General features: G+C 60.4%; 23 protein-coding genes. 9 read left to right on the plus strand and 14 right to left on the minus strand.

What is annotated here, in order from left to right:
• Positions 1-71 precede the first annotated feature (71 nt).
• Entirely contained in the window at positions 72-1,442 is a 1,371-nt protein-coding gene (gene creD / locus ACWR1S_RS12080) for a cell envelope integrity protein CreD (protein ID WP_454563636.1), read from the plus strand.
• Positions 1,443-1,641: 199 nt separating this feature from the next.
• On the opposite strand, the gene ACWR1S_RS12085 is transcribed toward creD, so the two are convergent.
• The 8 genes from ACWR1S_RS12085 to ACWR1S_RS12120 form a co-directional block, all read right to left on the minus strand.
• On the minus strand, positions 1,642-2,271 hold the full coding sequence (locus tag ACWR1S_RS12085; RefSeq protein ID WP_454563637.1) for a glutathione S-transferase: 630 nt from the start codon (positions 2,269-2,271) through the stop codon (positions 1,642-1,644).
• Positions 2,272-2,453: 182 nt separating this feature from the next.
• Positions 2,454-2,633, minus strand: coding sequence for a hypothetical protein (locus ACWR1S_RS12090; RefSeq protein WP_454563638.1), 180 nt, complete (start codon positions 2,631-2,633; stop codon positions 2,454-2,456).
• Positions 2,630-3,760 (minus strand): PepSY-associated TM helix domain-containing protein, encoded by a 1,131-nt coding sequence (locus ACWR1S_RS12095; protein WP_454563639.1) that lies wholly within the window; start codon positions 3,758-3,760, stop codon positions 2,630-2,632. Before ACWR1S_RS12095 ends, ACWR1S_RS12090 begins: the two co-directional genes overlap by 4 nt.
• A gap of 74 nt (positions 3,761-3,834) precedes the next feature.
• On the minus strand, positions 3,835-6,261 hold the full coding sequence (locus ACWR1S_RS12100; protein ID WP_454563640.1) for a TonB-dependent siderophore receptor: 2,427 nt from the start codon (positions 6,259-6,261) through the stop codon (positions 3,835-3,837).
• Between the two features lie 235 nt (positions 6,262-6,496).
• Positions 6,497-7,471: a FecR domain-containing protein gene (locus ACWR1S_RS12105; RefSeq protein WP_454563641.1), complete on the minus strand. Its 975-nt coding sequence runs from the start codon at positions 7,469-7,471 to the stop codon at positions 6,497-6,499.
• Positions 7,468-7,944, minus strand: a complete 477-nt coding sequence (locus ACWR1S_RS12110) for an RNA polymerase sigma factor (RefSeq protein WP_454563642.1) — start codon at positions 7,942-7,944, stop codon at positions 7,468-7,470. Before ACWR1S_RS12110 ends, ACWR1S_RS12105 begins: the two co-directional genes overlap by 4 nt.
• A gap of 331 nt (positions 7,945-8,275) precedes the next feature.
• Positions 8,276-8,983, minus strand: coding sequence for a 3'-5' exonuclease (locus tag ACWR1S_RS12115; RefSeq protein ID WP_454563643.1), 708 nt, complete (start codon positions 8,981-8,983; stop codon positions 8,276-8,278).
• Positions 8,980-10,914: a putative nucleotidyltransferase substrate binding domain-containing protein gene (locus ACWR1S_RS12120; RefSeq protein WP_454563644.1), complete on the minus strand. Its 1,935-nt coding sequence runs from the start codon at positions 10,912-10,914 to the stop codon at positions 8,980-8,982. The genes ACWR1S_RS12115 and ACWR1S_RS12120 overlap by 4 nt, the downstream gene beginning before the upstream one ends.
• 258 nt (positions 10,915-11,172) lie before the next feature.
• Between ACWR1S_RS12120 and ACWR1S_RS12125 the strand changes: the two genes are divergently transcribed.
• Positions 11,173-11,619, plus strand: a complete 447-nt coding sequence (locus ACWR1S_RS12125; RefSeq protein WP_454563645.1) for a response regulator — start codon at positions 11,173-11,175, stop codon at positions 11,617-11,619.
• Between the two features lie 345 nt (positions 11,620-11,964).
• Here the strand turns inward: ACWR1S_RS12125 and ACWR1S_RS12130 are convergent, their stop codons facing one another.
• Positions 11,965-14,142 carry a malate synthase G gene (locus ACWR1S_RS12130; RefSeq protein ID WP_454563646.1) on the minus strand — a complete coding sequence of 726 codons (2,178 nt, stop codon included), beginning with the start codon at positions 14,140-14,142 and terminating at the stop codon, positions 11,965-11,967.
• A gap of 505 nt (positions 14,143-14,647) precedes the next feature.
• Here ACWR1S_RS12130 and ACWR1S_RS12135 point away from each other — a divergent pair.
• A complete protein-coding gene (locus ACWR1S_RS12135) occupies positions 14,648-15,166 on the plus strand; it encodes a glycine cleavage system protein R (protein WP_454563647.1) in 519 nt (172 codons plus the stop codon).
• Positions 15,167-15,389: 223 nt separating this feature from the next.
• On the opposite strand, the gene rarD is transcribed toward ACWR1S_RS12135, so the two are convergent.
• The 5 genes from rarD to ACWR1S_RS12160 all read right to left on the minus strand — a co-directional run bounded on the left by rarD (position 15,390) and on the right by ACWR1S_RS12160 (position 21,240).
• Positions 15,390-16,277, minus strand: coding sequence for an EamA family transporter RarD (gene rarD / locus ACWR1S_RS12140; RefSeq protein ID WP_102900108.1), 888 nt, complete (start codon positions 16,275-16,277; stop codon positions 15,390-15,392).
• A 163-nt stretch (positions 16,278-16,440) separates the two neighbouring features.
• Complete coding sequence (locus ACWR1S_RS12145; protein WP_016983182.1) at positions 16,441-17,415, minus strand: serine/threonine protein kinase; 975 nt, start codon at positions 17,413-17,415, stop codon at positions 16,441-16,443.
• A gap of 170 nt (positions 17,416-17,585) precedes the next feature.
• The gene (locus tag ACWR1S_RS12150; protein ID WP_454563648.1) at positions 17,586-19,487 is read right to left on the minus strand and encodes a PhoX family protein; all 1,902 of its coding nucleotides are present in this window, start codon (positions 19,485-19,487) and stop codon (positions 17,586-17,588) included.
• Positions 19,488-19,557: 70 nt separating this feature from the next.
• Positions 19,558-20,322 (minus strand): TOBE domain-containing protein, encoded by a 765-nt coding sequence (locus ACWR1S_RS12155; RefSeq protein WP_454563649.1) that lies wholly within the window; start codon positions 20,320-20,322, stop codon positions 19,558-19,560.
• A 183-nt stretch (positions 20,323-20,505) separates the two neighbouring features.
• Positions 20,506-21,240, minus strand: coding sequence for a phosphoribosyltransferase family protein (locus ACWR1S_RS12160; RefSeq protein ID WP_454563650.1), 735 nt, complete (start codon positions 21,238-21,240; stop codon positions 20,506-20,508).
• 91 nt (positions 21,241-21,331) lie between these two features.
• On the opposite strand from ACWR1S_RS12160, the gene bioB reads away from it, so the two are divergent.
• From bioB to ACWR1S_RS12190, 6 genes are all read left to right on the plus strand, one after another.
• Entirely contained in the window at positions 21,332-22,387 is a 1,056-nt protein-coding gene (gene bioB, locus ACWR1S_RS12165; protein WP_038363255.1) for a biotin synthase BioB, read from the plus strand.
• 161 nt (positions 22,388-22,548) lie between these two features.
• A complete protein-coding gene (bioF, locus tag ACWR1S_RS12170; protein WP_454563651.1) occupies positions 22,549-23,727 on the plus strand; it encodes an 8-amino-7-oxononanoate synthase in 1,179 nt (392 codons plus the stop codon).
• A complete protein-coding gene (locus ACWR1S_RS12175) occupies positions 23,720-24,451 on the plus strand; it encodes an alpha/beta fold hydrolase (RefSeq protein WP_454563652.1) in 732 nt (243 codons plus the stop codon). The genes bioF and ACWR1S_RS12175 overlap by 8 nt, the downstream gene beginning before the upstream one ends.
• Positions 24,444-25,253 carry a malonyl-ACP O-methyltransferase BioC gene (gene bioC / locus ACWR1S_RS12180; RefSeq protein WP_454563653.1) on the plus strand — a complete coding sequence of 270 codons (810 nt, stop codon included), beginning with the start codon at positions 24,444-24,446 and terminating at the stop codon, positions 25,251-25,253. Before ACWR1S_RS12175 ends, bioC begins: the two co-directional genes overlap by 8 nt.
• Positions 25,250-25,930 carry a dethiobiotin synthase gene (gene bioD, locus ACWR1S_RS12185; protein ID WP_435038247.1) on the plus strand — a complete coding sequence of 227 codons (681 nt, stop codon included), beginning with the start codon at positions 25,250-25,252 and terminating at the stop codon, positions 25,928-25,930. The genes bioC and bioD overlap by 4 nt, the downstream gene beginning before the upstream one ends.
• Before the next feature lie 107 nt (positions 25,931-26,037).
• Positions 26,038-26,334, plus strand: coding sequence for a pyrroloquinoline quinone biosynthesis protein PqqE (locus tag ACWR1S_RS12190; RefSeq protein ID WP_093429944.1), 297 nt, complete (start codon positions 26,038-26,040; stop codon positions 26,332-26,334).
• The last annotated feature ends 77 nt before the right edge of the window (positions 26,335-26,411 follow it).

Consider the following 26,411-nt stretch of genomic DNA (forward strand, 5'->3'; position numbering starts at 1 on the left):
TCTCCATATTCCCCCCACATTCCCCTCATACAGCACCACCAGACTCTCCCCATCCAAACAGGGAGAGTCCCATGAACAAGAATCTGACCATCAAGCTCGGCGCCATCGCCGTGCTGATCCTGCTGTTGCTGATCCCGCTGCTGATGATCGACGGCGTCATCGACGAGCGCCAACAGCTGCGCGACGGTGTGCTCGAAGACATTGCCCGCAGCTCCAGCTACAGCCAGCAACTGAGCGGGCCGGTGATGGTGGTGCCGTATCGCAAAGTGATTCACAACTGGAAAACCAACGACAAAACCAACCAACGCTACGACGAGCCAAGCGAAGAGCGCGGCCGTTTGTACTTCCTGCCGGAACGATTTGAACTCGACGGCCAGGTGCAAACCGAACTGCGTGCACGAGGCATTTATGAAGCACGGTTGTTCCACGCCGATAACCGTATCAACGGCCATTTCTCATTGCCGGCGCAATTGGGCATCAAGGAAGACTTCAGCGACTACCAGTTCGATGCACCGTTTCTCGCGGTCGGTATCAGCGATATTCGCGGTATCGAAAATGCGCTGAAACTCGAGCTCGATGGCCAGCGCCTCGATTTCGTTCCGGGTACGCAAGTCGGTTGGCTCGGTGAAGGTGTGCGAGTGACGTTGCCGCTGCTCGACACCAGTAAAACCACAGAGTTGAGCTTCGGTTTTGATTTGCGCCTGCAAGGCACCGGTTCGTTGCAGGTGCTGCCGGTGGGCAAGAGCAGCAGCGTCAGCCTCACTGCGAATTGGCCGCATCCAAGTTTCATTGGCAACTTCCTGCCGGGCAAACGTGAGATCAACGATCAGGGTTTCAGTGCCGATTGGCAGACCACGTTTTTCTCCACCAACCTGCTGGATGCCATGAGCCGCTGCGTCAGCAGCAATGATTGCGAGGCATTCAACGGCCGCAGCTTTGGCGTGAGCTTCATCGATCCGGTGGATCAGTACCTGAAGAGCGATCGGGCGATCAAATATGCGCTGCTGTTCATCGTCCTGACGTTCGCCGGTTTTTTCCTGTTCGAAGTACTCAAGAGCCTGGCCGTGCACCCGGTGCAATACGCATTGGTTGGCGTGGCGTTGGCGTTCTTTTATCTGTTGTTGCTGTCGCTGTCTGAGCACATCGGTTTTGCCCAGGCGTATCTGTTGTCGGCCAGTGCCTGTGTGTTGTTGATCGGGTTTTATGTCTGCCATGTGTTGCGCAGTGTGCGCCACGGTTTGAGTTTTTCGGCGGGGCTGGCGGCGTTGTATGGCCTGCTCTATGGCTTGCTGAGCGCCGAGGATTACGCGTTGTTGATGGGCTCGTTGTTGCTGTTCGGTCTGCTTGGTGTGTTCATGGTGCTGACGCGCAAACTGGACTGGTACGGCATTGGGCAGAAGCCGGGCAAACCGTTGGAGTTTGATGTGGGGGCGATGCAATGAGCGGGTTGCGTGAAGATCAGCGGGAGGTAGAGGTTTTGGTGACACTGATTTTTGCAGCGCTGCCGCCGGAACCGAGGTGGTGCATTCGCGAGCAGGCTCGCTCCCACAGGATTGGTGTTGGAACAGAGATTTGTGCCATACCCAAAAACAACGTGGGAGCGAGCCTGCTCGCGAAGAGGCCGGAACAGGCGACGCCGATTTAAGGCTTGGGCATCGTGGCGATCATGGACGGTCGCTGACTCACTTCAAAGAACCAGTTGGCCAGTTGCGGATTGGTGTCACGCCAGCCCAGGTCCGGGAAGCGCAAATCGAGATAACCCAAGGCACAGGCCACGCTGATCGCCGCCACATCGAAATGGCTGGTCAGCTCGGCAATGGCATCCTTTTCCAACACAGCGAGGGCGCGGCGGATCTTGTCGCGCTGCGCTTCGAGCCATTCGTCCCAATGTTTTTCCGGCGCGCGCAAGGCCAGCTCATAACGCACCATCACCGAGGCATCCATGATCCCGTCGGCCATCGACGCCAGGGTCAGACGCCGCCAGCGTGCTGTGCCTTCACGCGGGATCAGCGGGTTGCCGACGTGCTGCTGGTCGAGGTAATCGAGGATGACGCGGCTGTCATGGATGACATTGCCGTCGGCCAGACGCAGCGCGGGGATCTTGCCCAGCGGGTTGTCGTCGTTGAGCTCGGCGCTCGGGCTGACCGGGCTGAGCACACACTCTTGCAGCGCGACGCGATCCTGCTGACCGGTCTCGTGCAGCAATACCATCACTTTGCGCACGAACGGGGAGAGCGTGTTGTGGTACAGGGTCATGCTGGGGGCGGACATTGGCAAACCTCGGTGATCATCGAAGAGCAGGTGGTTAGCCTAGCCAGATGCGGCGAGGCTGGCGAGAAATTGATGGTGTAATTACTGCCGCCTTCGCGAGCAAGCTCGCTCCCACAGGGGAGCGCATTTCAAATGTGGGAGCGAGCTTGCTCGCGAAGGGGCCATCCCAGGCAGCGCAGACTTCACCCGCGCAGCAGCAATCCCCTGACCGCCAGAAATGCCGGGACACCCAGCCCGACCCAGCTCAACGCATCCCAAATCCCATCCCCCAACAACGCCGCAAACAACCCCGCCGCACTGAGCAATGCAATCACGATCGGTGTGCTGAACACTTTCCAGAAATTCGATTGCCGCGGCTTCATGCAGACACCTCCGCCGTTTCCGGCACAGGCTTCACCGCTTTGCGCCGCACCAGCCACAGATACACGCCGCTGCCGAGCACAATGATCGTCAGCACATCGAGCGTGGCCCAGAGAATCTTCATCGGCATGCCGCCGTAGTCACCGAAGTGCAGCGGTTGCGACATGCCCATGGCGTCCATGTACCACGGCCGTTCGGCCACGGCGGTGACCTGCAGCGTGGTGGCATCGATCAGCACCGGCGTCAGCAAATGTGAGGTCAGGTGCGTGCCGCCCTTCATGAACACCGAGTAATGGTGTTCGCTGGAAAAACGTGTGCCGGGGAAGGCAATGAAATCCGGCTTCATCCCCGGTGCCACTTCGGCGGCGATATCGAGCAAACGTGTGGCCGGCGCCAGATGCGTCAGCGGCGGCGCATCGCGGTAAGGTTCGATCAGCGCAGTCAGGGCGTCGTTGCGCCAAGCGGCGATCAGCAGGTCGGCGCAAGCGCTGATCACGCCAGTCACGCCGACCACCAGCGCCCAGGTCAACGTGACCACGCCGATCAGGTTATGCAGGTCGAGCCAGCGCAAACGGGTGGATTTGTCCTGACGCACCGTGCCGAACTTCAAACGGCGCATGAACGGCAGGTACAGCACCGTCCCGGACACGATGGCCACGACAAACAGCAATCCCATGAACGCCAGCAACAACTTGCCCGGCAGCCCGGCGAACATGTCGACGTGCAGGCGCAGGATGAACAGCATCAAACCGCCGTTGGCCGACGGGGTTTCCAGCGCTTCACCGGTACGCGCGTCGAGCATGAAGGTGTGCGACGAGTTCGGTTCGGTGCCGGCGGTTTTCGCCATGATCGTCAGCACGGCATTCGGCTCATCGTCGTCGAAACCGAAGTACTGCACGACGTCATCGGGGCGATGCTTTTCGGCGGCCTCGACCAGTTGCGCCAGATTCAGGCGTGGCGTGTCAGCGGGCATCTCGCGCACTTGCGGCGCATCGCCAAGCAGGTGCTCGATCTCGTGATGAAAGATCAGCGGCAAACCGGTCAGTGCCAGCATCAGCAAAAACACGGTGCAGACCAGGCTGGTCCAGGTGTGCACGAACGACCAGCGGCGGATTGTTTTACTTTTCATTTCATGACCTTCAAAAACACCAAAGCCGTCCACGAGGGACGGCCTGGTCACAGGGCCTGTTTCAGCTCAGTTGCTTACCACTTGTAAGTGGCGCTGGCGACGACGCTGCGCTGGTCGCCGTAGTAGCAGTAGAAGCTGTCGCAGGTGGAAATGTAGTCCTTGTCGAACAGGTTGGTCGCGTTGAGTGCCAGCGACGCGCCTTTGAGGCTATTGTCCAGACGGCCGAGGTCGTAATGCACGCTCGCGTCGAATACGGTGTAGGCGTCCGCCTTGCCCAGCCAGGTGTTGGCTTTGTCGCCGTAGGTGTTGCCGGTGTACCGCACGCCGCCGCCAATGCCGAAGCCGTCGAGGACGCCGGTGTGCCAGGTGTAATCGGTCCACAGCGACGCTTGCTGGTTCGGCATCAGTTGCAGGCGATTGCCTTTGTCGACGCCGTTCTGCACTTCCGATTTGGCCAGGGTGTAGGCGGCGATGACTTTGAGGTTGTCGGTCACATCGGATACTGCTTCCAGCTCCAGGCCTTTGACTTTCACTTCGCCGGTCTGGCTGGTGATCGAGACGTTATTGACGAAGGTGTTGACCGAGACGTTCTTCTGAGTGAGGTCGTACACGGCGGCGGTCAGCAGGGTTTTGCTGCCCGGTGGCTGGTACTTGATGCCCAGTTCCCACTGCTTGCCTTCGGTCGGCTTGAGCGAGCCGGTCGAGGTGGCGTCGGCGCCCGTGGTCGGCTGGAAGGATTCGGCGTACGACAGGTACGGCACGAAACCGTTGTCGAACACGTAGCTGAGCGCTGCGTTGCCGCTGAAGGCCTTGTCGCGCTGGGTGTTGGTCGCATCGCCCTTGTTGATGAATTGGGTGCTGGTGTGCACCCAGTCTTCACGGCCGCCGAGGGTCAGGCGCCACTGGTCGAGGGCCATCTGGTCCTGGATGTACAGGCCAGTCTGGTAGGTCTTTTGGTTGTAATCGTAAAACGCCGTCGAGCGCGCCGGGCGCACGATCGGCTGACCGTAGATCGGCGTGATGACGTTGGTGGTCAGGCCGTCACCGAAGATCGAGGTGTAGTTGGTGTTGCTGCGCTGGTGATCAAGGCCCAGCAGCAGGGTGTGGCGGATGTCGCCGGTGGCGAAGTCGGCCTGGAAATTGTTATCCACGGCGAACTGGCTGATGTCTTCGTCGACGCTGGTGCTGGTGCGGTTTACGTTGCCCTGATCGTCAACTTGCGCGAAGGGGTAAGAGCCCGGCGTCAGCGACTGGAACGACAGATCCGACTTGGTGTAACGCAGGTTCTGCTTGAACTGCCAGACATCGTTCAGGCGATGTTCGAAGGCATAACCCAGCGCGTAGTAGGTGCGGTCGTAATACTCCCAGTCCGGATCACCCAGATTCTTGTGATGGGAGATATCGCCGAACGGTGACTTGATCTTGGTGCCTTGCACCGGCAGAAACTGGCTGGTGATGCCGGTATCGTCGCGGGTGAACTGGCTCAGCAGGGTGAGCTTGGTGTCGTCGTCGATGTTCCAGGTCAGGCTCGGCGCGATGTTGTAGCGCTTGTTGTCGACGTGATCGACCTGCGTGCCGCTGTCGCGCACCACACCGCTGAGGCCGTAGAGAAACTGGCCGGCGTCATCGATCTTGCCGGTGCTGGCGAAGTTGATCTGGCGGTGGTTGTCGCTGCCGTACTGCAGCTGGATTTCGTTGCTGGCTTCAGCACTTGGGCGACGGCTGACCATGTCCAGCAGGCCGCCCGGCGGGGTCTGGCCGTAAACCGAAGAGGCCGGGCCGCGCAGCAGGGCGAGACGGTCGAGGTTCCAGGTTTCCTGTTTCGGGTTGGCGTAAACGCCTTTCGGCAGGGGCAGGCCGTCGAGGAACTGGGTCGGTTCGAAACCACGGACACGCAGCCAGTCGGCGCGGGTGTCGCTGCCGTAGCTGCTGGCGGTGATGCCCGGCATGTAGCGCACGGCATCGTCGAGGCTGTGCACGCTGCGGTCGTCCATTTGCTGGCGAGTGGCGACGGAGATCGAACGCGGTGCTTCGACCAGCGCGGTGTCGGTCTTGGTGCCGGCGGCGGTGCGGGTGGCGGTGTAGCCTTCGACCGGTCCCCAGGCGCTTTCGAGGTTTTCCACGCCGATGACCGAAGTTTCCGGCAGCGCCATCACACCTTCAGGCACGGCAACCAGGGTGTAAGTGCCAGTGCTGCTTTGTTCCAGTTGCAGACCGGTGCCACGCAGTGCCGCGCGCAGGGCGCCAGTTGCATCGAATTGGCCGCTTACCGGCGCCGAAGTCTTGCCCGCTGCCAGCGACGGATTCAGCGACAGGGCAATGCCGCCCTGGCTGGCGATCTGGTTGAGGGTGGTCGACAGGGGCGCCGCCGGCAGGTTGTAGGCGCGCACGCTGGACGCTTGTTCAGCGGCGAGCAACGGACTGCTGATCAGCGGGGCGCTGAGCGCAATGGCGACAGCCAGCAGACTGGGGCGCAACAAGGTGTCTAGCGAACGGGACATACGGCGGCTCCTGAATGGAAATATTTCTCAATTGCCTGTGTGCCGGATGAAAAGCAGAAAGTGATAGGGCTGGATGAAAATAATTTCGATTAACTGGAAAACAGCCACATTTCTGCGGGCTTGATCGTTCCCACGCTCGGCGTGGGAATGCCTCAATGGACGCTCCGCGTCCGCTTCGGCAGGGACGCAGAGCGTCCCGGGCTGCATTCCCACGCAGAGCGTGGGAACGATCAGGTCAAGGGGAGGAGGGCTCAGCCTTAGCGACAGTGACCCAATACGGCGTATGCCGCTCGATCTGCACCGGCAGGGTCGGCAGCAGCGCGCTCAAGGCTTTATCGGTGTCATGCAGCGGGAAACTGCCGGTAATCCGCAGATCCGCCACTTCTGGCGCCACGCCCAGATGCCCGCGCCGATAACGCCCCAGCTCATGCACCAGATCGCCGAGTCGTGCGTTATCGACCACCAGCATGCCGCGGGTCCAGGCATCGGCGCCGGGATTGAGCGCGACAATTGAATCGAGCCCGTCGCTGCGCATGAACACCTGTTGGCCTTCATGGAGAATCTGTTCTTCGGGATTCGTTTGCGCATGGGCGGCCACGGCCGACTGCAACACGCTCAGGCGCGTGCCTTGGTCTTCACGCTTGACCAAAAACCGCGTACCCAGGGCGCGCATGCTGCCTTCGCGGGTTTCGACGATAAAGGGCCGCGCATCGCCATGACCGGTTTCAACCAGAATCTCGCCTTCCTGCAACACGATCAGCCGGCGCTTCTCATCGAAACGCACGTCCACCGCACTGTGGGTATTGAGATTCAGCACCGTGCCGTCAGCCAGGCGCACGGTGCGCTGTTCGCCCGTAGCAGTGCGTTGATCGGCGAGCCAGTAATCCAGCGGCAAAAACCGTTCACTGGCAAACAGCCCCACACCGACCAGCACCACAACGCTGGCCAGCCCACTGCCGAGCTTGCGTACACGCCGGCGAATGCCTTCGCGCGACTGCAGCAAGGCACCGCGCGCCGGCCCTTTGGCCACGCTGAAACGTTGATCGAGCATGCCCAACTGGCGCCAGGCGCGGGCGTGTTCTTCATGAGCCGCATGCCATTTGGCGAACTCTTCGCGCTCCAGCGGGCTGCTCGAGTCGAGGGTCAGTTGCCAGGCAATCGCCGCGTCCAGCACATGCGCCGGCACCGGTCGGGAACTGGCCGGGCTCACGTCGGCTCACCGTACAGCGCGATGTAGCACTGGCGAATGCCTTGCGCTAGGTACTGGCGCACGCGCGGCACCGAGACGCCGAGTTTGGCGGCGATCTCGGCATGGCTGAGACCATCGAGGCGGTTATAAAGGAAAGCGGCACGGGCCTTGGTCGACAGTTTGCCGAGCAAGCGGTCGATGGCTTTGAGGTCTTCGAGGATCATTTGCTGTTCTTCCACCGACGGTTGCTCGCCTTCGGGGATCAGCATCAATTCGGTGAGGTAGGCCTGTTCCAGCGCCGCGCGGCGAAAGTAGTCGAACAGCAGGCCTTTGGCGATCGCCACCAGAAAGGCGCGCGGCTCGCGGGGTGTCAGCATTTCGTCGCGACCGAGTAGACGCACGAAGGTGTCCTGACTCAGGTCTTCGGCGCGCTGCGGGCACGCCACATTGCGTCGCAGCCATGCCAGCAGCCAGCCGCGATGGTCGCGATACATCGCACCGACGAGCTCACTGTGAGGACTTGGGACTGACGACACCGGACATCACCGATTGGGAAATGTTAACTAACGCGAATTGTTCGCGATTGTGGCAGAGGTGGGAATGGTTAGCAATTGGCCACTGGTCAGGTGGGCGTTGAAGGCAAACCCTCACCCTAGCCCTCTCCCAGAGGGAGAGGGGACCGATTGGGGGATATTCTGGAGGTACACCGACCTGAACGATTTTCAGCGAATCCTCAATCGACTCGGTCTTTCAGGTCGATGTGAGGCTTCAGACACCACGTTCGGCCCCCTCTCCCTCCGGGAGAGGGCTGGGGTGAGGGTGCTTCTAAAAAGAAGGCGCCTGCTGCCTACGCTTCCACTGACTCAACCGCTGCTGCAAATTCAAAGGACTATGAATCTGCTGCCCACGCGCCCGGCTGAACAGAATCAACGCCAGTTCCGCCGTCGCCAGCGCATCGGCACTCGCGTTATGCCGCTCGAACACCTCAAGCTTGAACCACTCAATCCACTCATCCAGCCCTGCCTCACGGATCTGCGCCTGCGGGCAAACCAGCGGGGCGATGTCCGCGACATCGAGAAACACCTGCTGCAGCTTATGCCCCAGATGTTCCTTTAATGCGCGCCCGAGCATGTGCTGATCGAACGGCGCATGAAACGCCAGCACCGGACTGTCGCCGATAAATTCCATGAGCTCCAGCAACGCTTCGGCTGGTTCGCTGCCAGCGGCAATCGCGTTCGGCCCCAACCCATGAATCAATACGCTGGGGCTGATCTTCAATTCGCGGCACTGCAACGTGCGTTCGAATTGCTGACTGAAATCGATCGCGCCATCCTCGATCACCACCGCGCCAATCGACAGTACACGATCCTTGTTCAGGTTCAGTCCGGTGGTTTCCAGATCCAGCACCACCCAACGCTGTTCGCGCAGTGTGCATTCGCCTAACTGTGTAATCGTCGGCAACTGAGCCAGACGCTGCTGCAAATCCACCGGCACCACCGCACTCGCCGGACGCAGCCACGAAAACAGACTCATAGCTGATACCGCAACGTCAGGCTGCTTTGCAGGCGTTGAGCCTGTCGCAACGATTCACGCAGGATACGCCGGTCCAGATGATTGAGGCTGTCGGGATCGACGCGGTTGGAGTAGGGCAGGTTCTCCCGCGTCTGCAGTTGATGCTGCTGCATGCGCGTTTGCTGAATGAAGTGATACGCCTCTTCATACGCCGCGCCATCCAGTCGCTCGATGACTTCTTTCTCGACCAACTGACGGAAGCGTTCGAGGGTGTTGTTGGCGTCGATGCCGTTGGCCAGCGCCAGCAATCGCGCGCCATCCACGAACGGCGTCAGACCCTGCACCTTGAGGTCCAGCGTGGCTTTCTCGCCATTTTTACGCGCCAGCACAAACTCGCGGAAACGCCCCACCGGTGGACGGTTGCGCAGGGCGTTCTCGGCCATCATGCGCTGGAACAAACGGTTATCGCCGACCTGATCGAGGATGCCCCGGCGCAGTTGCTCGCAGCTTTTTTCATCGCCCCAGACCACGCGCAAATCAAAATAAATACTCGAGCCGAGCAGGTTCTCCGGCGTCGCCTCACGAATAAACGCTGCAAAGCGCCGTGCCCATTCTGCCCGCGACAAACACAGCTCGGGGTTGCCGGCCATGATGTTGCCCTTGCACAGGGTAAAGCCGCATTGCGCCAGGCTGTGGTTGATCTGCTGGGCCAGCGGCAGCAGTTTGCCGCGAATCTCCGCTGCATGGGCGGCGTCTCGCGCGTCGAACAGAATGCCGTTGTCCTGATCGGTGTGCAGTGTCTGCTCGCGGCGGCCTTCGCTGCCGAAACACAGCCAGATGAACGGCACGCCGGGATCGCCCTTTTCGGCGAGGGTCAATTCGATCACCCGGCACACGGTGTGATCGTTGAGCAGGGTAATGATGTGGGTGATCTGTGTCGAAGAGGCTCCGTGAGCGAGCATGCGCTCGACCAGTTGGCCGATCTCGCCACGCAGGGACACCAGTTGTTCAACGCGCTGAGCGCTGCGGATGGTCCGCGCCAGATGCACCAGGTCGACCCGTTGCAGCGAGAACAGATCGCGCTCGGAAACCACGCCGCACAGGCGTTGATCCTTGACCAGACAGACGTGGGCAATGTGCCGTTCGGTCATGGCGATCGCCGCATCGAACGCGCTGTGATCGGGTGATAGATAGAAGGGCGCGCGAGTCATGTGACGCTCGATGGCTTCGCTGAAATCGCCGATGCCTTCCGCCACCACATGGCGCAAATCGCGCAGGGTGAAAATCCCCAGCGGTGCCTTGAATTCGTCCACGGCGACGATGCTGCCGACCTGCTGCTCGTGCATCAGCTTCACTGCTTCGCGCAGTGGTGTTTCAGGGCTGCAGGTCACCGGATGACGCATCGCCAGTTCGCCCAATCGGGTGTTCAGCGAATACTGCGTGCCGAGGGTTTCCACGGCTTTCTGCTGCACTTGCTGATTGACCTGATCAAGCAGGCTGCTGACCCCGCGCAGGGCGAAGTCGCGAAAAGCGTTGGAGAGGGCGAACAGTTTGATGAATGCCAGTTTGTTCAGTTGCAGACAGAAGGTGTCTTCGCCGGCCAGGTGTTCGGTGCGGGTCGCGCGTTCGCCGAGCAACGCGGCCAGCGGAAAACATTCGCCGGTGGTGATCTCGAAGGTGGTTTCGGTGCCGGGCTTGGTGATGTGCTGACGTTCGCCGACCACCCGACCTTGCTTGACGATATAGAAGTGTTCAACCGGGCCGTCGGCGGGTTTGATGATGCTTTCGCCCTGGCCGTAGAAACGCAGCTGACATTGCTCCACCAGATAAGCGAGGTGGGCGTGTTCCATCTGATTGAAGGGCGGGAAGCGCTGAAGAAATTGCAGGGTGCCCTGAATGTTCTGCAATACCGCGGTTTTCCCTGCCTGGGTGAAGGCGTCCGCTTTACTCATAACCATTACCGCAGTCTTTTTCGAATTGTTGTTGTCGGATCGTTATGGCCATGGTCGACCCCTACGGACAGGGTGCCCATTGGACGTAAGTCTAGGTTTTGCCACCATTGGCGAAGTTTCGGAGATGCCCTACGCAAACAGTCGGAAATTCCCTCGGTTACCCCCTTGGAAAAAAATCCGACGAAGTGCACATTGAAGCTCTGCCCAGCGCTGTCTGACCACTTGCCAAGGGATTGATTTGAATACTTAGAGAACGCCATGTCCGACCACGATATTTTGAGCGACGCCGAGCGAGAAGCGCTCAGCGCAGTGATGCTCGAACCCGACCTGCCGCCGCAGCGTGTGCTGATCGTCGATGACGACAAAGACGCCCGGGAGCTGTTGTCGGAGATTCTCGCGTTGGACGGTATTCGTTGCTTGACCGCGGCCAGTGGTGAAACGGCGCTGAAGATGCTCGCGGAAAAGCCCTCGATTGGGCTGGTGATCACGGACCTGCGCATGGGCCATGTCGGTGGTCTTGAGTTGATTCGCCAGGTGCGTGAATCGGTGCGGGCGGCGATGCCGATCATCATTGTTTCCGGCGATGCCGATGTGAAGGACGCGATTGCGGCGATGCATTTGAGTGTGGTGGATTTTCTGCTCAAGCCGATTGATACGGGCAAGTTGTTGGCGTTGGTGAAGCATGAATTGGGTATTGAGCCTTAGAAGCCCCTCACCCTAGCCCTCCCGAAACGTCGGACCGCCCAGAGGGAGAGGGGACTGACCGAGGTGGATGTGCAAGGTACACCGACCTGAAATTCCTCAGTCGAACTCCGGTTTTGAAAAGCATATAGATCTGCTCCCTTTCCCCTCAACCCTTGGCAATTCCTGAGCCGAGCCCAGTTTTTGAAAAGCATATAGATCGGCTCCCTTTCCCCCTCGCCCCCGTGGGGAGAGGGCTGGGGTGAGGGGGATGGATCTGAAGTCGACCACAAACCCAACCCCGCCGCACAAACAAAAAAGCCCTGATCTTTCGATCAGGGCTTTTTCACATCCACCATCTACGCAAATTTACAGGCCATTGGCAGCCTTGAACTCGCGACGACGACGGTGCAGCACCGGCTCGGTGTAACCGTTCGGCTGCTTGGTGCCTTCGATCACCAGTTCGACCGCCGCCTGAAAGGCGATGTTGCTGTCGAAGTTCGGGGCCAGCGGACGGTACAGCGGGTCGTTGGCGTTTTGACGGTCAACCACCGGCGCCATGCGCTTGAGGCTTTCCATCACTTGCGCTTCGGTCACCACGCCATGGCGCAGCCAGTTGGCGATGTGCTGGCTGGAGATACGCAGCGTGGCACGGTCTTCCATCAGGCCGACGTCGTTGATGTCCGGCACTTTCGAGCAGCCGACGCCCTGGTCGATCCAGCGCACCACGTAACCGAGAATGCCCTGGGCATTGTTGTCCAGTTCGTTCTTGATCTGCTCTGGCGTCCAGTTCGGATTGACCGCCAGCGGGATGGTCAGAATATCGTCTACCGAAGCGCGGGCACGTTTGGCCAGTTCGGCCTGGCGGGCGAACACGTCGACCTTGTGGTAGTGCAGCGCGTGCAGCGCAGCAGCAGTCGGCGACGGAACCCAAGCGGTGTTGGCACCGGCCAATGGGTGAGCGATTTTCTGCTCGAGCATCGCCGCCATCAGGTCAGGCATCGCCCACATGCCTTTACCGATTTGCGCGCGACCTTGCAGGCCAGTGCTCAGACCGATATCGACGTTCCAGTTTTCGTAGGCGCCGATCCACTTCTCAGCCTTCATGTCAGCCTTGCGCACAACCGGGCCGGCTTCCATGGAGGTGTGGATTTCGTCGCCGGTGCGATCGAGGAAACCGGTGTTGATGAACACCACGCGCTCGCTGGCTGCCTTGATGCAGGCCTTGAGGTTGACCGTGGTGCGGCGTTCCTCGTCCATGATCCCGACTTTCAGCGTGTTGCGCGTAAGGCCGAGCACGTCTTCGATGCGACCGAACAGCTCGTTGGTGAACGCCGCTTCTTCCGGGCCGTGCATCTTCGGTTTAACGATGTACACGGAACCTGTGCGGGTGTTGCGACGCGAGGTGTTGCCGTTGAGGTTGTGCATCGCCGCGAGGCAAGTGACCAGACCGTCGAGAATGCCTTCCGGCACTTCGTTACCTTGACTGTCGAGGATCGCGTCGATGGTCATCAGGTGACCAACGTTGCGCACGAACAACAGCGAACGACCGTGCAGCGTCACTTCACCGCCATTCGGCGCGGTGTAGGTGCGATCCGGGTTCATGGTGCGGGTGAAGGTCTGGCCACCCTTGGACACGGATTCCGCGAGGTCGCCCTTCATCAGGCCGAGCCAGTTGCGGTAGATCACCACTTTGTCGTCGGCATCGACGGCGGCCACGGAGTCTTCGCAGTCCATGATGGTGGTCAGCGCCGCTTCCATCAGGATGTCTTTGACGCCGGCCGGGTCGGTCTGACCAACCGGGGTAGTAGCGTCGACCTGGATTTCGAAGTGCAGACCGTTGTGTTTCAGCAGAATGGCGATTGGCGCGTTGGCGTCGCCCTGGAAACCGATCAGTTGTGCATCATCGCGCAGGCCACTGTTGCTGCCGCCCTTGAGGGTGACCAGCAGTTTGCCGTCAGCGATCTTGTAACCGGTCGAATCAACGTGAGAACCCGCAGCCAATGGCGCGGCTTCGTCGAGGAACGCACGGGCGAAGGCGATGACTTTGTCGCCCCGCACCTTGTTGTAGCCTTTGCCTTTTTCCGCGCCACCGTCTTCGCTGATCGCGTCGGTGCCGTAGAGGGCGTCGTACAACGAACCCCAGCGGGCGTTCGAGGCATTGAGAGCGAAGCGGGCGTTCATCACCGGCACAACGAGTTGTGGGCCGGCGGTACGGGCGATTTCATCATCGACGTTTTGCGTCGTTGCCTGGAAATCAGCCGCTTCTGGCAGCAGATAACCGATTTCTTGCAGGAAGGCTTTATAGGCCACGGCGTCGTGCGCCTGACCGTTGCGTTCCTGATGCCAGGCGTCAATACGAGCCTGGAAGTCATCGCGTTTGGCGAGTAGGGCTTTGTTCTTCGGCGCCAGGTCATGAATGACCTTGTCGGCACCTTCCCAGAATTTGTCGGCGGTGAGGCCGGTACCGGGAATGGCTTCGTTGTTCACGAAGTCGAACAGGACTTTGGCGACCTGCAGGCCACCGACTTGAACGTGTTCAGTCATTGCTTGCCTCACTCTGCTCAGCTATTTCGCTTTTCAGCTCTTCAATTTTGACAATGAAGCCTCTGGGCCATTTAAACCACAAACCTGCCGACCAGTACATGCCATTGCTGGCGGCTGGGCTGGGACCAATCAACGGCTTGGGGCCTTGCTGACGGGGCTTTCAGGGTTGCGAACAGGCTTTGGGCGGACATCGATTCAGCGTTATGTAGTGCGCGCTGCGGCATACTACATGATGAGTTGCGCTTGTGAAAATCAGACTAATTACGTCGTTCTGCGACCTCATGTCGCATTGCGGTCACATCGCGGAACGGGATGTTCTCAAAAAACAGATGGATTGTTCCAGCTAAATATAAAAAGTTGTACACATAAATGGTATTTGGCTGCTATGGCACCGGTTTATGTGGGAGCGAGCCTGCTCGCGAAAGCGTCGGTCGCCTCAACGCAAAATCGACCCTTGCCTATACTTCCCCTTCTATAACAAAAGTCATGACAAGAGGGCGACGCCATGGACCATCTCGTACTCACCGTTTTTGCCCCGGACAAACCCGGGCAGGTCGAGCGCATCGCCCAATGCATTGCCGAACACGGCGGTAACTGGCTGGAAAGCCGCATGTCGCGGATGGCCGGGCAGTTCGCCGGCATTCTTCGGGTGGGCGTGCCGGCGGAGGCTTACGACGAATTAGTCGATTCCCTACAAGCACTGTCGACGCATGGCATCCGCGTCTTGATTGCCGAGAGTGGCATCGAGCAATCCTGCACCTGGAAACCGATCGCCATGGACCTGGTGGGCAATGACCGGCCGGGGATCGTGCGCGATATCACGCGATTGTTGAGCGAGCAGGGCGTCAACCTTGAGCGGCTGGTGACTGAGGTACGTCCAGCGCCGATGAGCAGCGAGCCGCTGTTTCACGCCGAGGCGATTCTCGCGGTGCCGCTGACCTTGTCGCTCGACGTCTTGCAGTCGCGCCTGGAAACTCTGGCTGACGATCTGATGGTCGAACTGGTGTTACGCACAGATGTTTAAGCGCCGATCAGGTTATCCAGTTTAAACGTGCACCTGCCTGTGGATAACCTGTAGAGACAGCCCGCAGCGTCAGGCCCGCCGTGGCTTTGCACGATCTGATCAAAAAACCGCCAGCATTCAGTGACTTGCACACAAACGGCGGGGATCACGCTGTGGATAACCTTGGGAAGGAACGATGCAGGCCACGAGAACCGTGGCCTGTGAGGGTTTGTGCGTTTTTTGATCAGCTGCGCCGGCGCAAACTGATCACCGCATCGACGCTGTAAACGGCCAGACCGGCCCAGATGAAGATAAATGCTACCAATGTGCTGGACGATAGATGCTCACCGAACAGCAGCACGGCTTGCAGCAGCACCAGAGTCGGCGCCAGGTATTGCAGGAAGCCGATTGTGGTGTAAGGCAAGTGGCGCGTGGCGGCGTTGAAGCACACCAGCGGGACCAATGTCACCGGACCGGCCGCCACCAGCCACCAGGCTTGGGACGTGGTCCAGAACTCCGGTTGAGCGCTGGTCGCGGTCTGATTGAAGAGCAGCCAGGCAATCGCGATCGGCACCAGCATCCAGGTTTCCACTACCAGCCCCGGCAACGCCTTGACTGGCGCCTGCTTGCGGATCAGACCATAGAAACCGAAGGTCAGCGCGAGCACCAGCGATACCCACGGCAGACTGCCGACCTGCCACACCTGTTGCGCCACACCGACCGCCGCCAGACCGACCGCGATCCACTGCATCCGCCGCAAGCGTTCGCCAAGAATCAACATACCCAACAGCACGTTTACCAACGGGTTGATGTAGTAACCGAGGCTCGCTTCGAGCATGCGCCCGTTGTTTACCGACCACACGTAGGTCAGCCAGTTGGCCGCGATCAGCGTGCCGCTCAAGGCCAGAATCGCCAGGCGTTTGGGGTTGTCGAGCAACTCGCGCCACCAGCCCGGGTGTTTCCACACCATCAGCAACAGCGCACCAAACAGCGCCGACCACAGCACCCGGTGGATGATGATCTCGACGGCCGGCACTTCGGCGATGGCTTTGAAGTAAATCGGGAACAGGCCCCAGATGATGTAGGCACTCAGGCCCAGAATGTACCCGCGGCGCGGGTTGGCGGCTTGCATGCAGAATCCTTGCTCAGGCAGCTAACAAAGGAGGGATTGTAAGGAGCTTGTATAGATGTGTCGTGTCAGAAAGCGAAAAGATCGCAGCCTTCGGCAGCTACAGGGATATGCATTCCAAGGTAGGAGCTGCCGAAGGCTGCGATCTTTTGATCTTTGATTTTGATCAGAAGAGTTTCAGTGGCTCTTCATTCAGCGCGGACAGTTGCTCACGCAACGCCAGCACCTGATCGCCCCAATACCGCTCGGTGCCGAACCACGGAAAGCTGTGCGGGAACGCCGGGTCATCCCAGCGCCGCGCCAGCCAGGCGCTGTAGTGCATCAGGCGCAAGGCGCGCAGCGGTTCGATCAGCGCCAGTTCGCGCGGATCGAAATCGTGAAACTCGTTGTAGCCGTCCATCAATTCCGACAACTGCCCCAGGCATTCCTGGCGGTCGCCGGCGAGCATCATCCAGATGTCCTGCACCGCCGGGCCCATGCGGCAGTCGTCGAGGTCGACGATGTGGAACATTTCGTCGCGGCACATCATGTTGCCGGGGTGGCAGTCGCCATGCATGCGGATGTTCTGGTGCGGCGTGTTGGCGTAGGCATCTTCCACGCGTTTGAGCAGGTCGCGGGCGACGGACTCGTAGGCCGGCAGCAGGCTTTTCGGAATGAAGTTACCTTCGAGCAAGGTGTTCAGCGAAGCGTGGCCGAAGTTCTGCACGGCGAGGGCTTCACGGTGTTCGAACGGCTTGGTCGCGCCGACCGCGTGAATACGCCCGAGCAACTGGCCGAGGCGATACAGCTGATCAAGATTGCCCGGCTCCGGCGCACGACCGCCGCGACGCGGGAACAGGGTGAAACGAAAACCGGCATGCTCGTGCAGGGTTTCGCCGTTGTGGATCAACGGTGCGACCACCGGAATCTCGACGTCGGCCAGTTCGAAGGTGAACTTGTGTTCTTCGAGAATGGCTTCGTTGGTCCAGCGCTGCGGACGATAGAACTTGGCGATCAGCGGTTCGGAGTCTTCGATGCCGACCTGATAGACGCGGTTTTCGTAGCTGTTGAGCGCCAGAATGCGCGCATCGCTCAGGAACCCGATGCTTTCAACGGCATCGAGGACGAGGTCGGGGGTGAGGGTTTCAAACGGGTGGGCCATGCTGACTCCTGCGCGCAGCAGGCTGCCGCGTCCGGCCCAGCATGGTAGCGCAGATGGCAGCGGGGGAGGTGGTTGGTGTCTGTGCTGAAGCCATCGCGAGCAGGCTCAATCCTACAGGGGAACGCACGCATTCCAAATGTAGGCCTTCGCCTGCTCGCGATGAGGGTCTGTCAGGCGCCGACGACTCCACCGTCCTCACGGGTAATCGCCATCACCGACGACCGCGGCTTGCCATTCGGCAAATGCTCAGGGAAGGTCGAACCGCCGTTCTCCCCCGGATGCTGAATCCCGACAAACAGGGTTTTCTGATCCGGCGAGAAGCTGATCCCCGTCACCTCGCAACCAATCGGCCCGACCATGAACCGACGAATCTCACCGGTCTTCGGATCGGCGCAGAGCATCTGGTTATTGCCCATCCCGGCAAAGTCCCCGGCATTGCTCGAGTCACCGTCAGTCAGAATCCACAAACGCCCAGCCTTGTCGAAACCCAAGCCATCCGGGCTGTTGAACATGTTCTGCGGGGTGATGTTCTTTGAGCCGCCCTTCGGCGTCCCGGCATGCACGCCCGGGTTGCCAGCGACCACAAACAGATCCCAGGCAAACGTCTTCGACGCGTGATCGTCGCGGTCGGTGCGCCAGCGCAGAATCTGCCCGTAAACGTTTTTCTCACGCGGGTTCGGTCCGCCCACCGGTTGGCCGTCTTCGCCACGCTTGGCGTTGTTGGTCAGGGTGCAATAAACCTGACCGTCCTTCGGACTGACGACGATCCATTCCGGGCGGTCCATGCGCGTTGCGCCAACGACGCTGGCGGCGAGGCGTGCGTGGATAAGCACCTCGGCCTGGTCGGCGAAACCGCTGCTGGCGTCGATGCCGTTCTTGCCGTGGGTCAACTCGATCCACTGGCCCTGGCCTTTCGGGTGATCGGGGTTGCCGTCGCCAGCATCGAACTTGGCCACGTACAAGGTGCCGTGGTCGAGGATGTCGCGGTTGGCCTTGGCATTGCGGTGGTTGATGCGGTCGCGGCTGACGAATTTGTAGATGAACTCGCCACGCTCGTCGTCGCCCATGTACACCACGGCGCGACCGTCATCGGTCTCGGCCAGTGCGGCGTTTTCATGCTTGAAGCGGCCCAGCGCGGTGCGTTTGACCGGGGTCGATTGCGGATCGAACGGATCGATCTCGACCACCCAGCCGTGACGGTTGAGTTCGTTGGGGTTCTTGGCCATGTCGAAGCGCGGGTCATACGGGTGCCAGTTGATCTCGCGACTGGCGACCGAGACACCGTAGCGCTTCTGCGCCGGGTCGAACTGCTGCTGGGCGTTGCTGCTGCCGAAGCAGTCGGTGAAGTTTTCTTCACAGGTCAGGTAAGTGCCCCACGGCGTTTTGCCGTTGGCGCAGTTCTGGAACGTGCCGAGGACTTTCTTGCCGTGCTTGTCGGCAGCGGTTTTCATCAGGTCATGACCGGCCGCCGGGCCGCTGATGCGCAACGGCGAGTTGCCGTGGATGCGCCGGTTGTAGCGCGAGCCCTGAACGAACTGCCATTGACCGTTCTTGCGCTGCACTTCAATCACCGACACGCCCTCGCAGGCCAGTGCCTTGCGCACGTCTTCGGCCGATTGCGGCATGCCGCCGTGCGGGTAGAGGTAGCGGTAGTTGGTGTATTCGTTGTTGATCGCCATCAACGCGCGGTTGCGGTCGTCGGGGAAGGCGAACAGGCTCATGCCGTCGTTGTTGTCGCCGAACTGCACTTCCTGTGCGGCGGCGGTGCCGTTGCCGCTCGGGTCGAAGGCCGGGCCGTTCTTTTGCAGGGGCTGACCCCAACTGATCAGCACCGAAGACTTGTAGCCTTTGGGCAGTGTGATGACGTCGGTGGTCGCGGCAGGAATGCTCTCGAAACCGAGCAAGCGACTGTTACCGGCGCTGACGCCGGTGGCCAGCGCGCTGCGGCTCAACAGACTACCGCCGAGAAACATTGCCGCGCCGCACAGTGCACCGGCACCGATGAAACCGCGACGGCTGAGGCCGACCATTTTTTCCAGGTCAGTGGATTGGTTTTCTTCTAATAGGCTCACATCAGGCTCCCTGCTTGGTTTTGGCAGCAACCTTAAAGGGAGGCGATGAAGCTTTTGTTGCAGAGCCCGATTACAGCGGCGTGCCGATCAGCACATTGGACGGCGAAAACTGCACCTGCACCGGTTGGTCCACGCTCAGCCCGCGCGTGCGCAACTCCAGCGGTTCCGCCAGCGCGCAGAGGGTATGGCCGTTGGGCAGGGTGATCCGCACTTCGCTCGGGCCGTCTTCGGCGTCGAGAATTGCTTCGATGGTGCCTTTGAGAAGATTGTGACCAGACGTTGCAGATTGCTCGCTGCCGAGCAATTCCAGCCAGCCGGCCTTGATCAGGGCCACCACTTCGGTGCCGACTTGCAGCTCCAGATGCACGGTGCTGTCGTGGGTAATCTGGGCGTCGAGGCACAACCCTTCGGCCAGTTCGAGGCGGATCAGGTCATTGCGGCCCTGCGCCACGATCGCCACGACTTTGCCGTGCAACTGATTGCGTGCGCTGGTTCTGAGCATCAACCGACCGAGAAGATCGAGGTCGCTGGCGTCTTCTGCCGCCTCCAGCACCTGCGCCTGCAAGGCCTGAAGTTTCTGGTACAGGCGCAAAACGCGCTCGCCTTCGCTGGAGAGTTTCGCGCCGCCACCGCCCTTGCCACCGACGGCGCGCTCGACCAGCGGTTTTTGCGCGAGGTTGTTCAGCTCATCGATGGCGTCCCACGCCGCTTTGTAGCTCAGGCCGGCGCTCTTCGCGGCGCGGGTGATCGAGCCTTGCTCGGCGATATGTTGCAGCAGCGCGATACGCTGCGGACGGCGGACGATGTGCTGGGACAACAGGGAAGGCATGGACATGGATGGATGCTTTTTTGTGGCGGTGGCGTGGAAGTTGGCCGCTAGCGACGCGAGAGTCAAGCCTGATACAGAACCCTGTGGGAGCGAGCCTGCTCGCGAAAGCGGAGTGTCAGCCAGCAAAAATGTGGAATGTGCTGGCCCCTTCGCGAGCAGGCTCGCTCCCACATGAACATTGCGTTGGCTTCAGTTTCCGGGTTTTGGCGTGCGGGCCAAGCAATAGACATCAACCCGCGCAGCGCCAGCGTTAATCAGCAACCGGGCGAGAGCCTGTGCGGTAGCGCCAGTGGTCAACACGTCGTCAACCAGCGCGAAATGTCGGTCTTTTATCTGCGCATCCGGCATGAGGTTGAAAGCATTGCGCAGATTGCGTTTACGCGCCTTGGCGTCGAGGTCCTGTTGGGCGTCGGTCTCCTTGACTCGCCGCAGAACCTGTTCTTCGCACGGCAGATCCAGCGACTGACTCAACCAGCGCGCCAACATCGTCGCTTGATTGAAACCGCGCTGACGCAGGCGCTGTTTCGCCAGCGGTACCGGCAACAACGCATCCGGCCTCGGCAAACCCTCATCGAAGCGATGTTGCAGGTATTGCCCGAGAACGTCGGCGAGCAGGTGGCCAAACGGCCATTTTGCGTTGTGTTTAAAACGCGTAATCAAACTGTCGACCGGGAAGCCATACAACCATGGCACCACCACCTGTTCGAACGCCGGCGGCTCTAGCAGGCACTCGCCGCAGGTCAGGCCCGCTGCGGCCAAAGGTAAAGCGCAGGTCATGCACTGCTCGCCAAGCCAGGGCAGATCCGTTTCACAGTCCACGCAGATTGGCATATGTGCCTCTGCCGGCTCATCGCAAAGCAGGCAGATCTGTACATTATTTAAACAGATGTAAACCGGTCCTTCGTATCGTGGTTGACAGCGCATGACTCTTCCTTAAATATGCCGAACATCCGTGTCGCGCCTGTGGGTATTCCGTTCCCGCAGCCGCCAGCCAAGCATAACCAAGGAACTACCCATGAGCGCGAGCACCACTGCCACCCTGCGTCACGACTGGTCTCTGGCCGAAGTCAGAGCACTCTTCGTACAGCCCTTCAACGACTTGCTGTTCCAGGCGCAAACGGTGCACCGCGCACATTTCAACGCCAACCGCGTGCAGGTCTCGACCCTGCTGTCGATCAAGACCGGCGCCTGCCCGGAAGACTGCAAGTACTGCCCGCAGTCCGGTCACTACAACACCGGCCTGGAAAAAGAAAAGCTGATGGAAGTGCAGAAGGTCCTCGAAGAGGCTGCCCGCGCCAAGGCCATCGGTTCGACGCGGTTCTGCATGGGCGCAGCCTGGAAACATCCGTCGGCGAAAGACATGCCGTACGTGCTGAAAATGGTCGAAGGCGTGAAAGCCATGGGACTGGAAACCTGCATGACCCTCGGCCGTCTCGATCAGGATCAGACCGAAGCGCTGGCCAAGGCCGGTCTCGATTACTACAACCACAACCTCGATACCTCGCCTGAGTTCTACGGCAGCATCATCACCACCCGTACCTACAGCGAGCGTTTGCAAACGCTGGCCTACGTGCGTGAGTCGGGGATGAAAATCTGCTCCGGTGGCATCCTCGGCATGGGCGAGTCACTGGATGACCGCGCCAATCTGCTGATCCAGTTGGCCAACCTGCCAGAGCATCCGGAATCGGTGCCGATCAACATGCTGGTGAAGGTCGCCGGTACACCTTTGGAAAACGCCGAAGACGTCGACCCGTTCGACTTCATCCGCATGCTCGCCGTCGCTCGCATCCTCATGCCGCAATCCCACGTGCGCCTGTCCGCCGGCCGCGAAGCGATGAACGAGCAGATGCAGGCTCTGGCGTTTTTTGCCGGTGCCAACTCGATTTTCTACGGCGACAAGTTGCTGACCACGGCCAACCCGCAGGCCGATAAGGACATGCAATTGTTTGCGCGTCTGGGCATACAGCCGGAGGCTCGTGAAGAGCATTCCGATGAGGTGCATCAGGCCGCGATCGAGCAGGCGCTGGTGGAGCAGAAGAGCAGCGAGCAGTTCTACAACGCCGCCGTCTGACGGCAACGCCGCTCCCACGGAATGAAATGCAAAACCCTTGTAGGAGTGAGCCTGCTCGCGATCGCGGTCTGACATTCAAAAAAGATGTCGACTGAAAGACCGCCATCGCGAGCAGGCTCACTCCTACATAGGATGTGTGTCATTAAAAAATCGAGGCCTGCATGTCTTTCGATCTCGCCGCACGCCTTGCTGCCCGTCGTGCCGAAAATCTTTATCGCCAGCGACCGCTGCTCGAATCCCCGCAGGGGCCGGAAGTGGTGGTCGACGGCCAACCGTTGCTCGCCTTCTGCAACAACGATTACCTCGGTCTGGCCAATCACCCGCAAGTGATAGAGGCGTGGCGTGCCGGCGCTGAGCATTGGGGCGTCGGTGGCGGTGCCTCGCACCTGGTGATCGGCCACAGCAGCCCGCATCACGCACTGGAAGAAGCGCTGGCTGATCTCACCGGGCGCCCGCGTGCGCTGCTGTTCACCACCGGTTACATGGCCAACCTTGGCGCGGTCACGGCGCTGGTCGGGCAGGGCGATACGGTGCTGGAAGATCGCCTCAATCACGCGTCGTTGCTGGATGCGGGGTTATTGTCCGGCGCGCGTTTCAATCGTTATCTGCACAACGACGCGGTGAGCCTGGCCAAGCGCTTGGAGAAAGCCACCGGCAACACACTGGTGGTCACCGACGGTGTATTCAGCATGGACGGTGACCTCGCTGACCTGCCGGCCTTGGCCCGCGAAGCCGAGGCCAAAGGTGCGTGGTTGATGGTTGATGACGCTCACGGTTTCGGCCCGCTCGGTGCGAATGGCGGCGGCATCGTCGAGCATTTCGGATTGAGTCAGGAGGATGTGCCGGTGTTGGTCGGCACCCTCGGCAAAGCCTTCGGCACGGCGGGGGCATTTGTCGCGGGCAGCGAAGAGCTGATCGAAAGCCTGATCCAGTTCGCCCGTCCGTACATCTACACCACCAGCCAGCCGCCGGCGCTGGCGTGTGCAACGCTGAAAAGTCTCGAGCTGCTGCGCACTGAACATTGGCGCCGAGAGCATCTGCAGACCTTGATTCGCCAGTTCCGCCAGGGCGCCGAGCAGATCGGCCTGGAGCTGATGGACAGCTTTACGCCGATCCAGCCGATCATGATCGGCGATGCCGGGCGCGCGGTGCGGCTGTCGCAGATGCTGCGCGAGCGCGGTTTGATGGTCACCGCGATTCGTCCGCCGACCGTGCCTGCCGGCAGCGCTCGTCTGCGCGTGACCCTGACCGCTGCCCACAGTGAGGCGCAGGTGCAGCTATTGTTAGAGGGACTGGCCGATTGCTTTGCCCAACTGTCGTCGGAGCCAAGCCATGCGTAATCGACTGATCCTGCTGCCCGGCTGGGGCCTCGGCGTGTCGCCGATGGAGCCTCTGGCCGCAGCATTGCAAGGGCTCGACGAACATCTGAAGGTTGAAATCGAGCCGTTGCCAGAGCTGGATTCCAGCGACCTGCAAGACTGGCTCGATGAACTCGATGAGAGCATTCCTCAAGACGTCTGGCTCGGTGGCTGGTCGCTGGGCGGCATGCTCGCGTCCGAATTGGCGGCGCGCCGTGGCGAGCGTTGCTGCGGTTTGCTGACGCTGGCGAGCAATCCTTCCTTCGTTGCTCATGAGCAGTGGCCGAGTGCGATGTCGGGCGAGACTTTCGATGCGTTTCTCGCCGGTTGTCAGGCCGATCCGCGGATGACCCTCAAACGCTTTTCGCTGCTGTGTGCCCAAGGTGCACAAGATCCGCGCGGCTTGTCGCGGTTGATGCTCGGCGGCGCACCGCACACGGCGCCGGCTGCATTGATGGCGGGACTGGAATTGCTCGCGCAACTGGACACCCGGGAAGCGCTGCAAGCCTATCGCGGCCCGCAATTTCATCTGTTCGCCGGACAGGACGCTCTGGTCCCGGCGGAAGCGGCGGGGGCGTTGTTCGCCCTGTTGCCGGATATCGAAATGGGTCTGATCGAACAGGCCTGTCATGCGTTTCTTCTGGAAGACCCCCACGGACTGGCGGGCGCTATCCAGGCTTTTTTACATGAGTGCGGTGATGACTGATTTGTCTCTTGTGCTGCCTGGCGGCTTGCCTGACAAGCGTCAGGTCGCGGCCTCTTTCTCCCGCGCGGCGGCCAGTTACGACAGCGTCGCCGAGTTGCAACGTGATGTTGGTACACAGTTGCTTCAACGCTTGCCGACGGGTTTTGTACCGTCGCGTTGGCTGGATCTGGGCTGTGGCACCGGTTATTTCACCCGGGCACTGGCCTCGCGTTTCGCCGAGGGCCACGGTTTGGCGCTGGATATCGCTGAAGGCATGCTTGAGCATGCGCGGCCGTTGGGCGGTGCCGAGCATTTCATTGCTGGCGATGCGGAGCGGCTGCCACTGCAGGATTCGACCTGCGACCTGATTTTCTCCAGCCTCGCGGTGCAGTGGTGTGCGAATTTCGATGCGGTGCTCAGCGAAGCCTTTCGCGTGCTGAAACCGGGTGGGATTTTTGCGTTTGCTAGTCTTTGTGTAGGGACGCTGTTGGAGTTACGCGACAGTTGGCGGCAGGTCGACGGGTTGGTGCACGTCAACCGCTTCCGCGAGTTCGCCTGCTATGAGCAGTTATGTGCGGCAAGTGGTTTGCGCACGCTGAGCCTGGAAAATCGGCCGCATGTGCTGCATTACCCGGATGTGCGCAGCTTGACCCATGAATTGAAAGCTTTGGGTGCGCACAATCTGAATCCCGGGCGGCCGGGTGGTTTGACCGGGCGGGCGCGGATTCTCGGGTTGGTCGAAGCATACGAGCAGTTCCGTGAGGCGTCGGGATTGCCGGCGACTTATCAGGTGGTCTACGCCGTGTTGGAGAAACCCGTATGAGCGCAGCCTATTTCATCACCGGAACGGACACTGACGTCGGCAAGACCACCGTTGCCGCCGGATTGCTGCATGCGGCGCGGTCCGCCGGGTTGAGCACGGCGGCGGGCAAGCCGGTCGCTTCCGGGTGCGAGGTGACGCCGAAGGGGTTGCGTAACTCCGACGCGTTGGCGTTGCTGGCGGAGTGTTCGTTGCCGCTGAGTTATCAACAGGTCAATCCGGTGGCATTCGAGCCAGCGATTGCCCCACATCTGGCGGCGCGGGAGGCGGGGGTGGCGCTGACGGTGCAATCGCTGCTGGCGCCGATGCGTGAGATTCTGGCGATGAATGCCGATTTCACCCTGATCGAAGGCGCGGGCGGCTGGCGGGTGCCATTGGCCGATCAGGATAATCTGTCGGATCTGGCGATTGCGCTGAAGTTGCCGGTGATTCTGGTGGTGGGCGTGCGGCTGGGTTGCATCAGTCATGCCTTGTTGACAGCCGAGGCGATTGCTCGCGATGGGCTGCAATTGGCAGGATGGGTGGCGAATATAATCGATCCGAAGACGTCGCGGCTGGAAGAAAACCTCGCGACGTTGGCCGAGCGGATTCCGGCGCCGTGTCTGGGGCGCGTGCCTAAACTCAAGACCTTGAGCGCGGAAGCGGTGGCGGATCATTTGCAACTGGATCTGCTCGACTAAGCTTTTCTCTATGGGCAGGCACTGTGCCATTAGTGTTTTTGACGGGTGTTTTTCTGACGCCTCTGCTTCAATGGCGTCATTGATCCTTCCCAAGGATGAGAACCGTTATGGAAATCTCCGGTAACACAGCTTTTTATGCAGGTCTGAGTTCGATTCAGAGCGGACAGAACCGCGTCGATCAGGCTGCCAGCCAGATTGCCAACAACACCATCGAGCGTTCGGTTACCAGCCAGTCTTCGGAAGCGCAGGTCGATCGGCTGCGTGGTGTGGATCGCAGCCAGCAAATGGACCTGGGCAGCGACATGGTTCAAATGGCCCAAGGCAAATTTCAGGTGGAGCTGGGCGTGAAAGTCGCCAAGGCATCCGACGAAATGCTCGGCACGATCATCGATACGTTTGCCTGATTTTTCGCAATCTGCTTCTTGAACGCCGCGCCTTGTCGCGGCGTTTTTCGTTGTAAGTCCTTCTCCCTCAACTAATC

The organism is Pseudomonas sp. AIG, assembly GCF_977020205.1.

Coding starts and splice junctions, on each gene's coding strand:
- bioF (WP_454563651.1), top strand. CDS start 22,549: ATGTCTTTCGATCTCGCCGCACGCCTTGCTGCCCGTCGTGCCGAAAAT.
- ACWR1S_RS12190 (WP_093429944.1), top strand. CDS start 26,038: ATGGAAATCTCCGGTAACACAGCTTTTTATGCAGGTCTGAGTTCGATT.
- ACWR1S_RS12120 (WP_454563644.1), bottom strand. CDS start 10,914: ATGAGTAAAGCGGACGCCTTCACCCAGGCAGGGAAAACCGCGGTATTG.
- ACWR1S_RS12095 (WP_454563639.1), bottom strand. CDS start 3,760: ATGAAAAGTAAAACAATCCGCCGCTGGTCGTTCGTGCACACCTGGACC.
- creD (WP_454563636.1), top strand. CDS start 72: ATGAACAAGAATCTGACCATCAAGCTCGGCGCCATCGCCGTGCTGATC.
- ACWR1S_RS12175 (WP_454563652.1), top strand. CDS start 23,720: ATGCGTAATCGACTGATCCTGCTGCCCGGCTGGGGCCTCGGCGTGTCG.
- bioC (WP_454563653.1), top strand. CDS start 24,444: ATGACTGATTTGTCTCTTGTGCTGCCTGGCGGCTTGCCTGACAAGCGT.
- ACWR1S_RS12110 (WP_454563642.1), bottom strand. CDS start 7,944: ATGTATCGCGACCATCGCGGCTGGCTGCTGGCATGGCTGCGACGCAAT.
- ACWR1S_RS12090 (WP_454563638.1), bottom strand. CDS start 2,633: ATGAAGCCGCGGCAATCGAATTTCTGGAAAGTGTTCAGCACACCGATC.
- ACWR1S_RS12125 (WP_454563645.1), top strand. CDS start 11,173: ATGTCCGACCACGATATTTTGAGCGACGCCGAGCGAGAAGCGCTCAGC.
- ACWR1S_RS12160 (WP_454563650.1), bottom strand. CDS start 21,240: ATGCGCTGTCAACCACGATACGAAGGACCGGTTTACATCTGTTTAAAT.
- ACWR1S_RS12115 (WP_454563643.1), bottom strand. CDS start 8,983: ATGAGTCTGTTTTCGTGGCTGCGTCCGGCGAGTGCGGTGGTGCCGGTG.
- ACWR1S_RS12155 (WP_454563649.1), bottom strand. CDS start 20,322: ATGTCCATGCCTTCCCTGTTGTCCCAGCACATCGTCCGCCGTCCGCAG.
- ACWR1S_RS12100 (WP_454563640.1), bottom strand. CDS start 6,261: ATGTCCCGTTCGCTAGACACCTTGTTGCGCCCCAGTCTGCTGGCTGTC.
- ACWR1S_RS12085 (WP_454563637.1), bottom strand. CDS start 2,271: ATGTCCGCCCCCAGCATGACCCTGTACCACAACACGCTCTCCCCGTTC.
- rarD (WP_102900108.1), bottom strand. CDS start 16,277: ATGCAAGCCGCCAACCCGCGCCGCGGGTACATTCTGGGCCTGAGTGCC.
- ACWR1S_RS12135 (WP_454563647.1), top strand. CDS start 14,648: ATGGACCATCTCGTACTCACCGTTTTTGCCCCGGACAAACCCGGGCAG.
- ACWR1S_RS12145 (WP_016983182.1), bottom strand. CDS start 17,415: ATGGCCCACCCGTTTGAAACCCTCACCCCCGACCTCGTCCTCGATGCC.
- bioB (WP_038363255.1), top strand. CDS start 21,332: ATGAGCGCGAGCACCACTGCCACCCTGCGTCACGACTGGTCTCTGGCC.
- ACWR1S_RS12130 (WP_454563646.1), bottom strand. CDS start 14,142: ATGACTGAACACGTTCAAGTCGGTGGCCTGCAGGTCGCCAAAGTCCTG.
- bioD (WP_435038247.1), top strand. CDS start 25,250: ATGAGCGCAGCCTATTTCATCACCGGAACGGACACTGACGTCGGCAAG.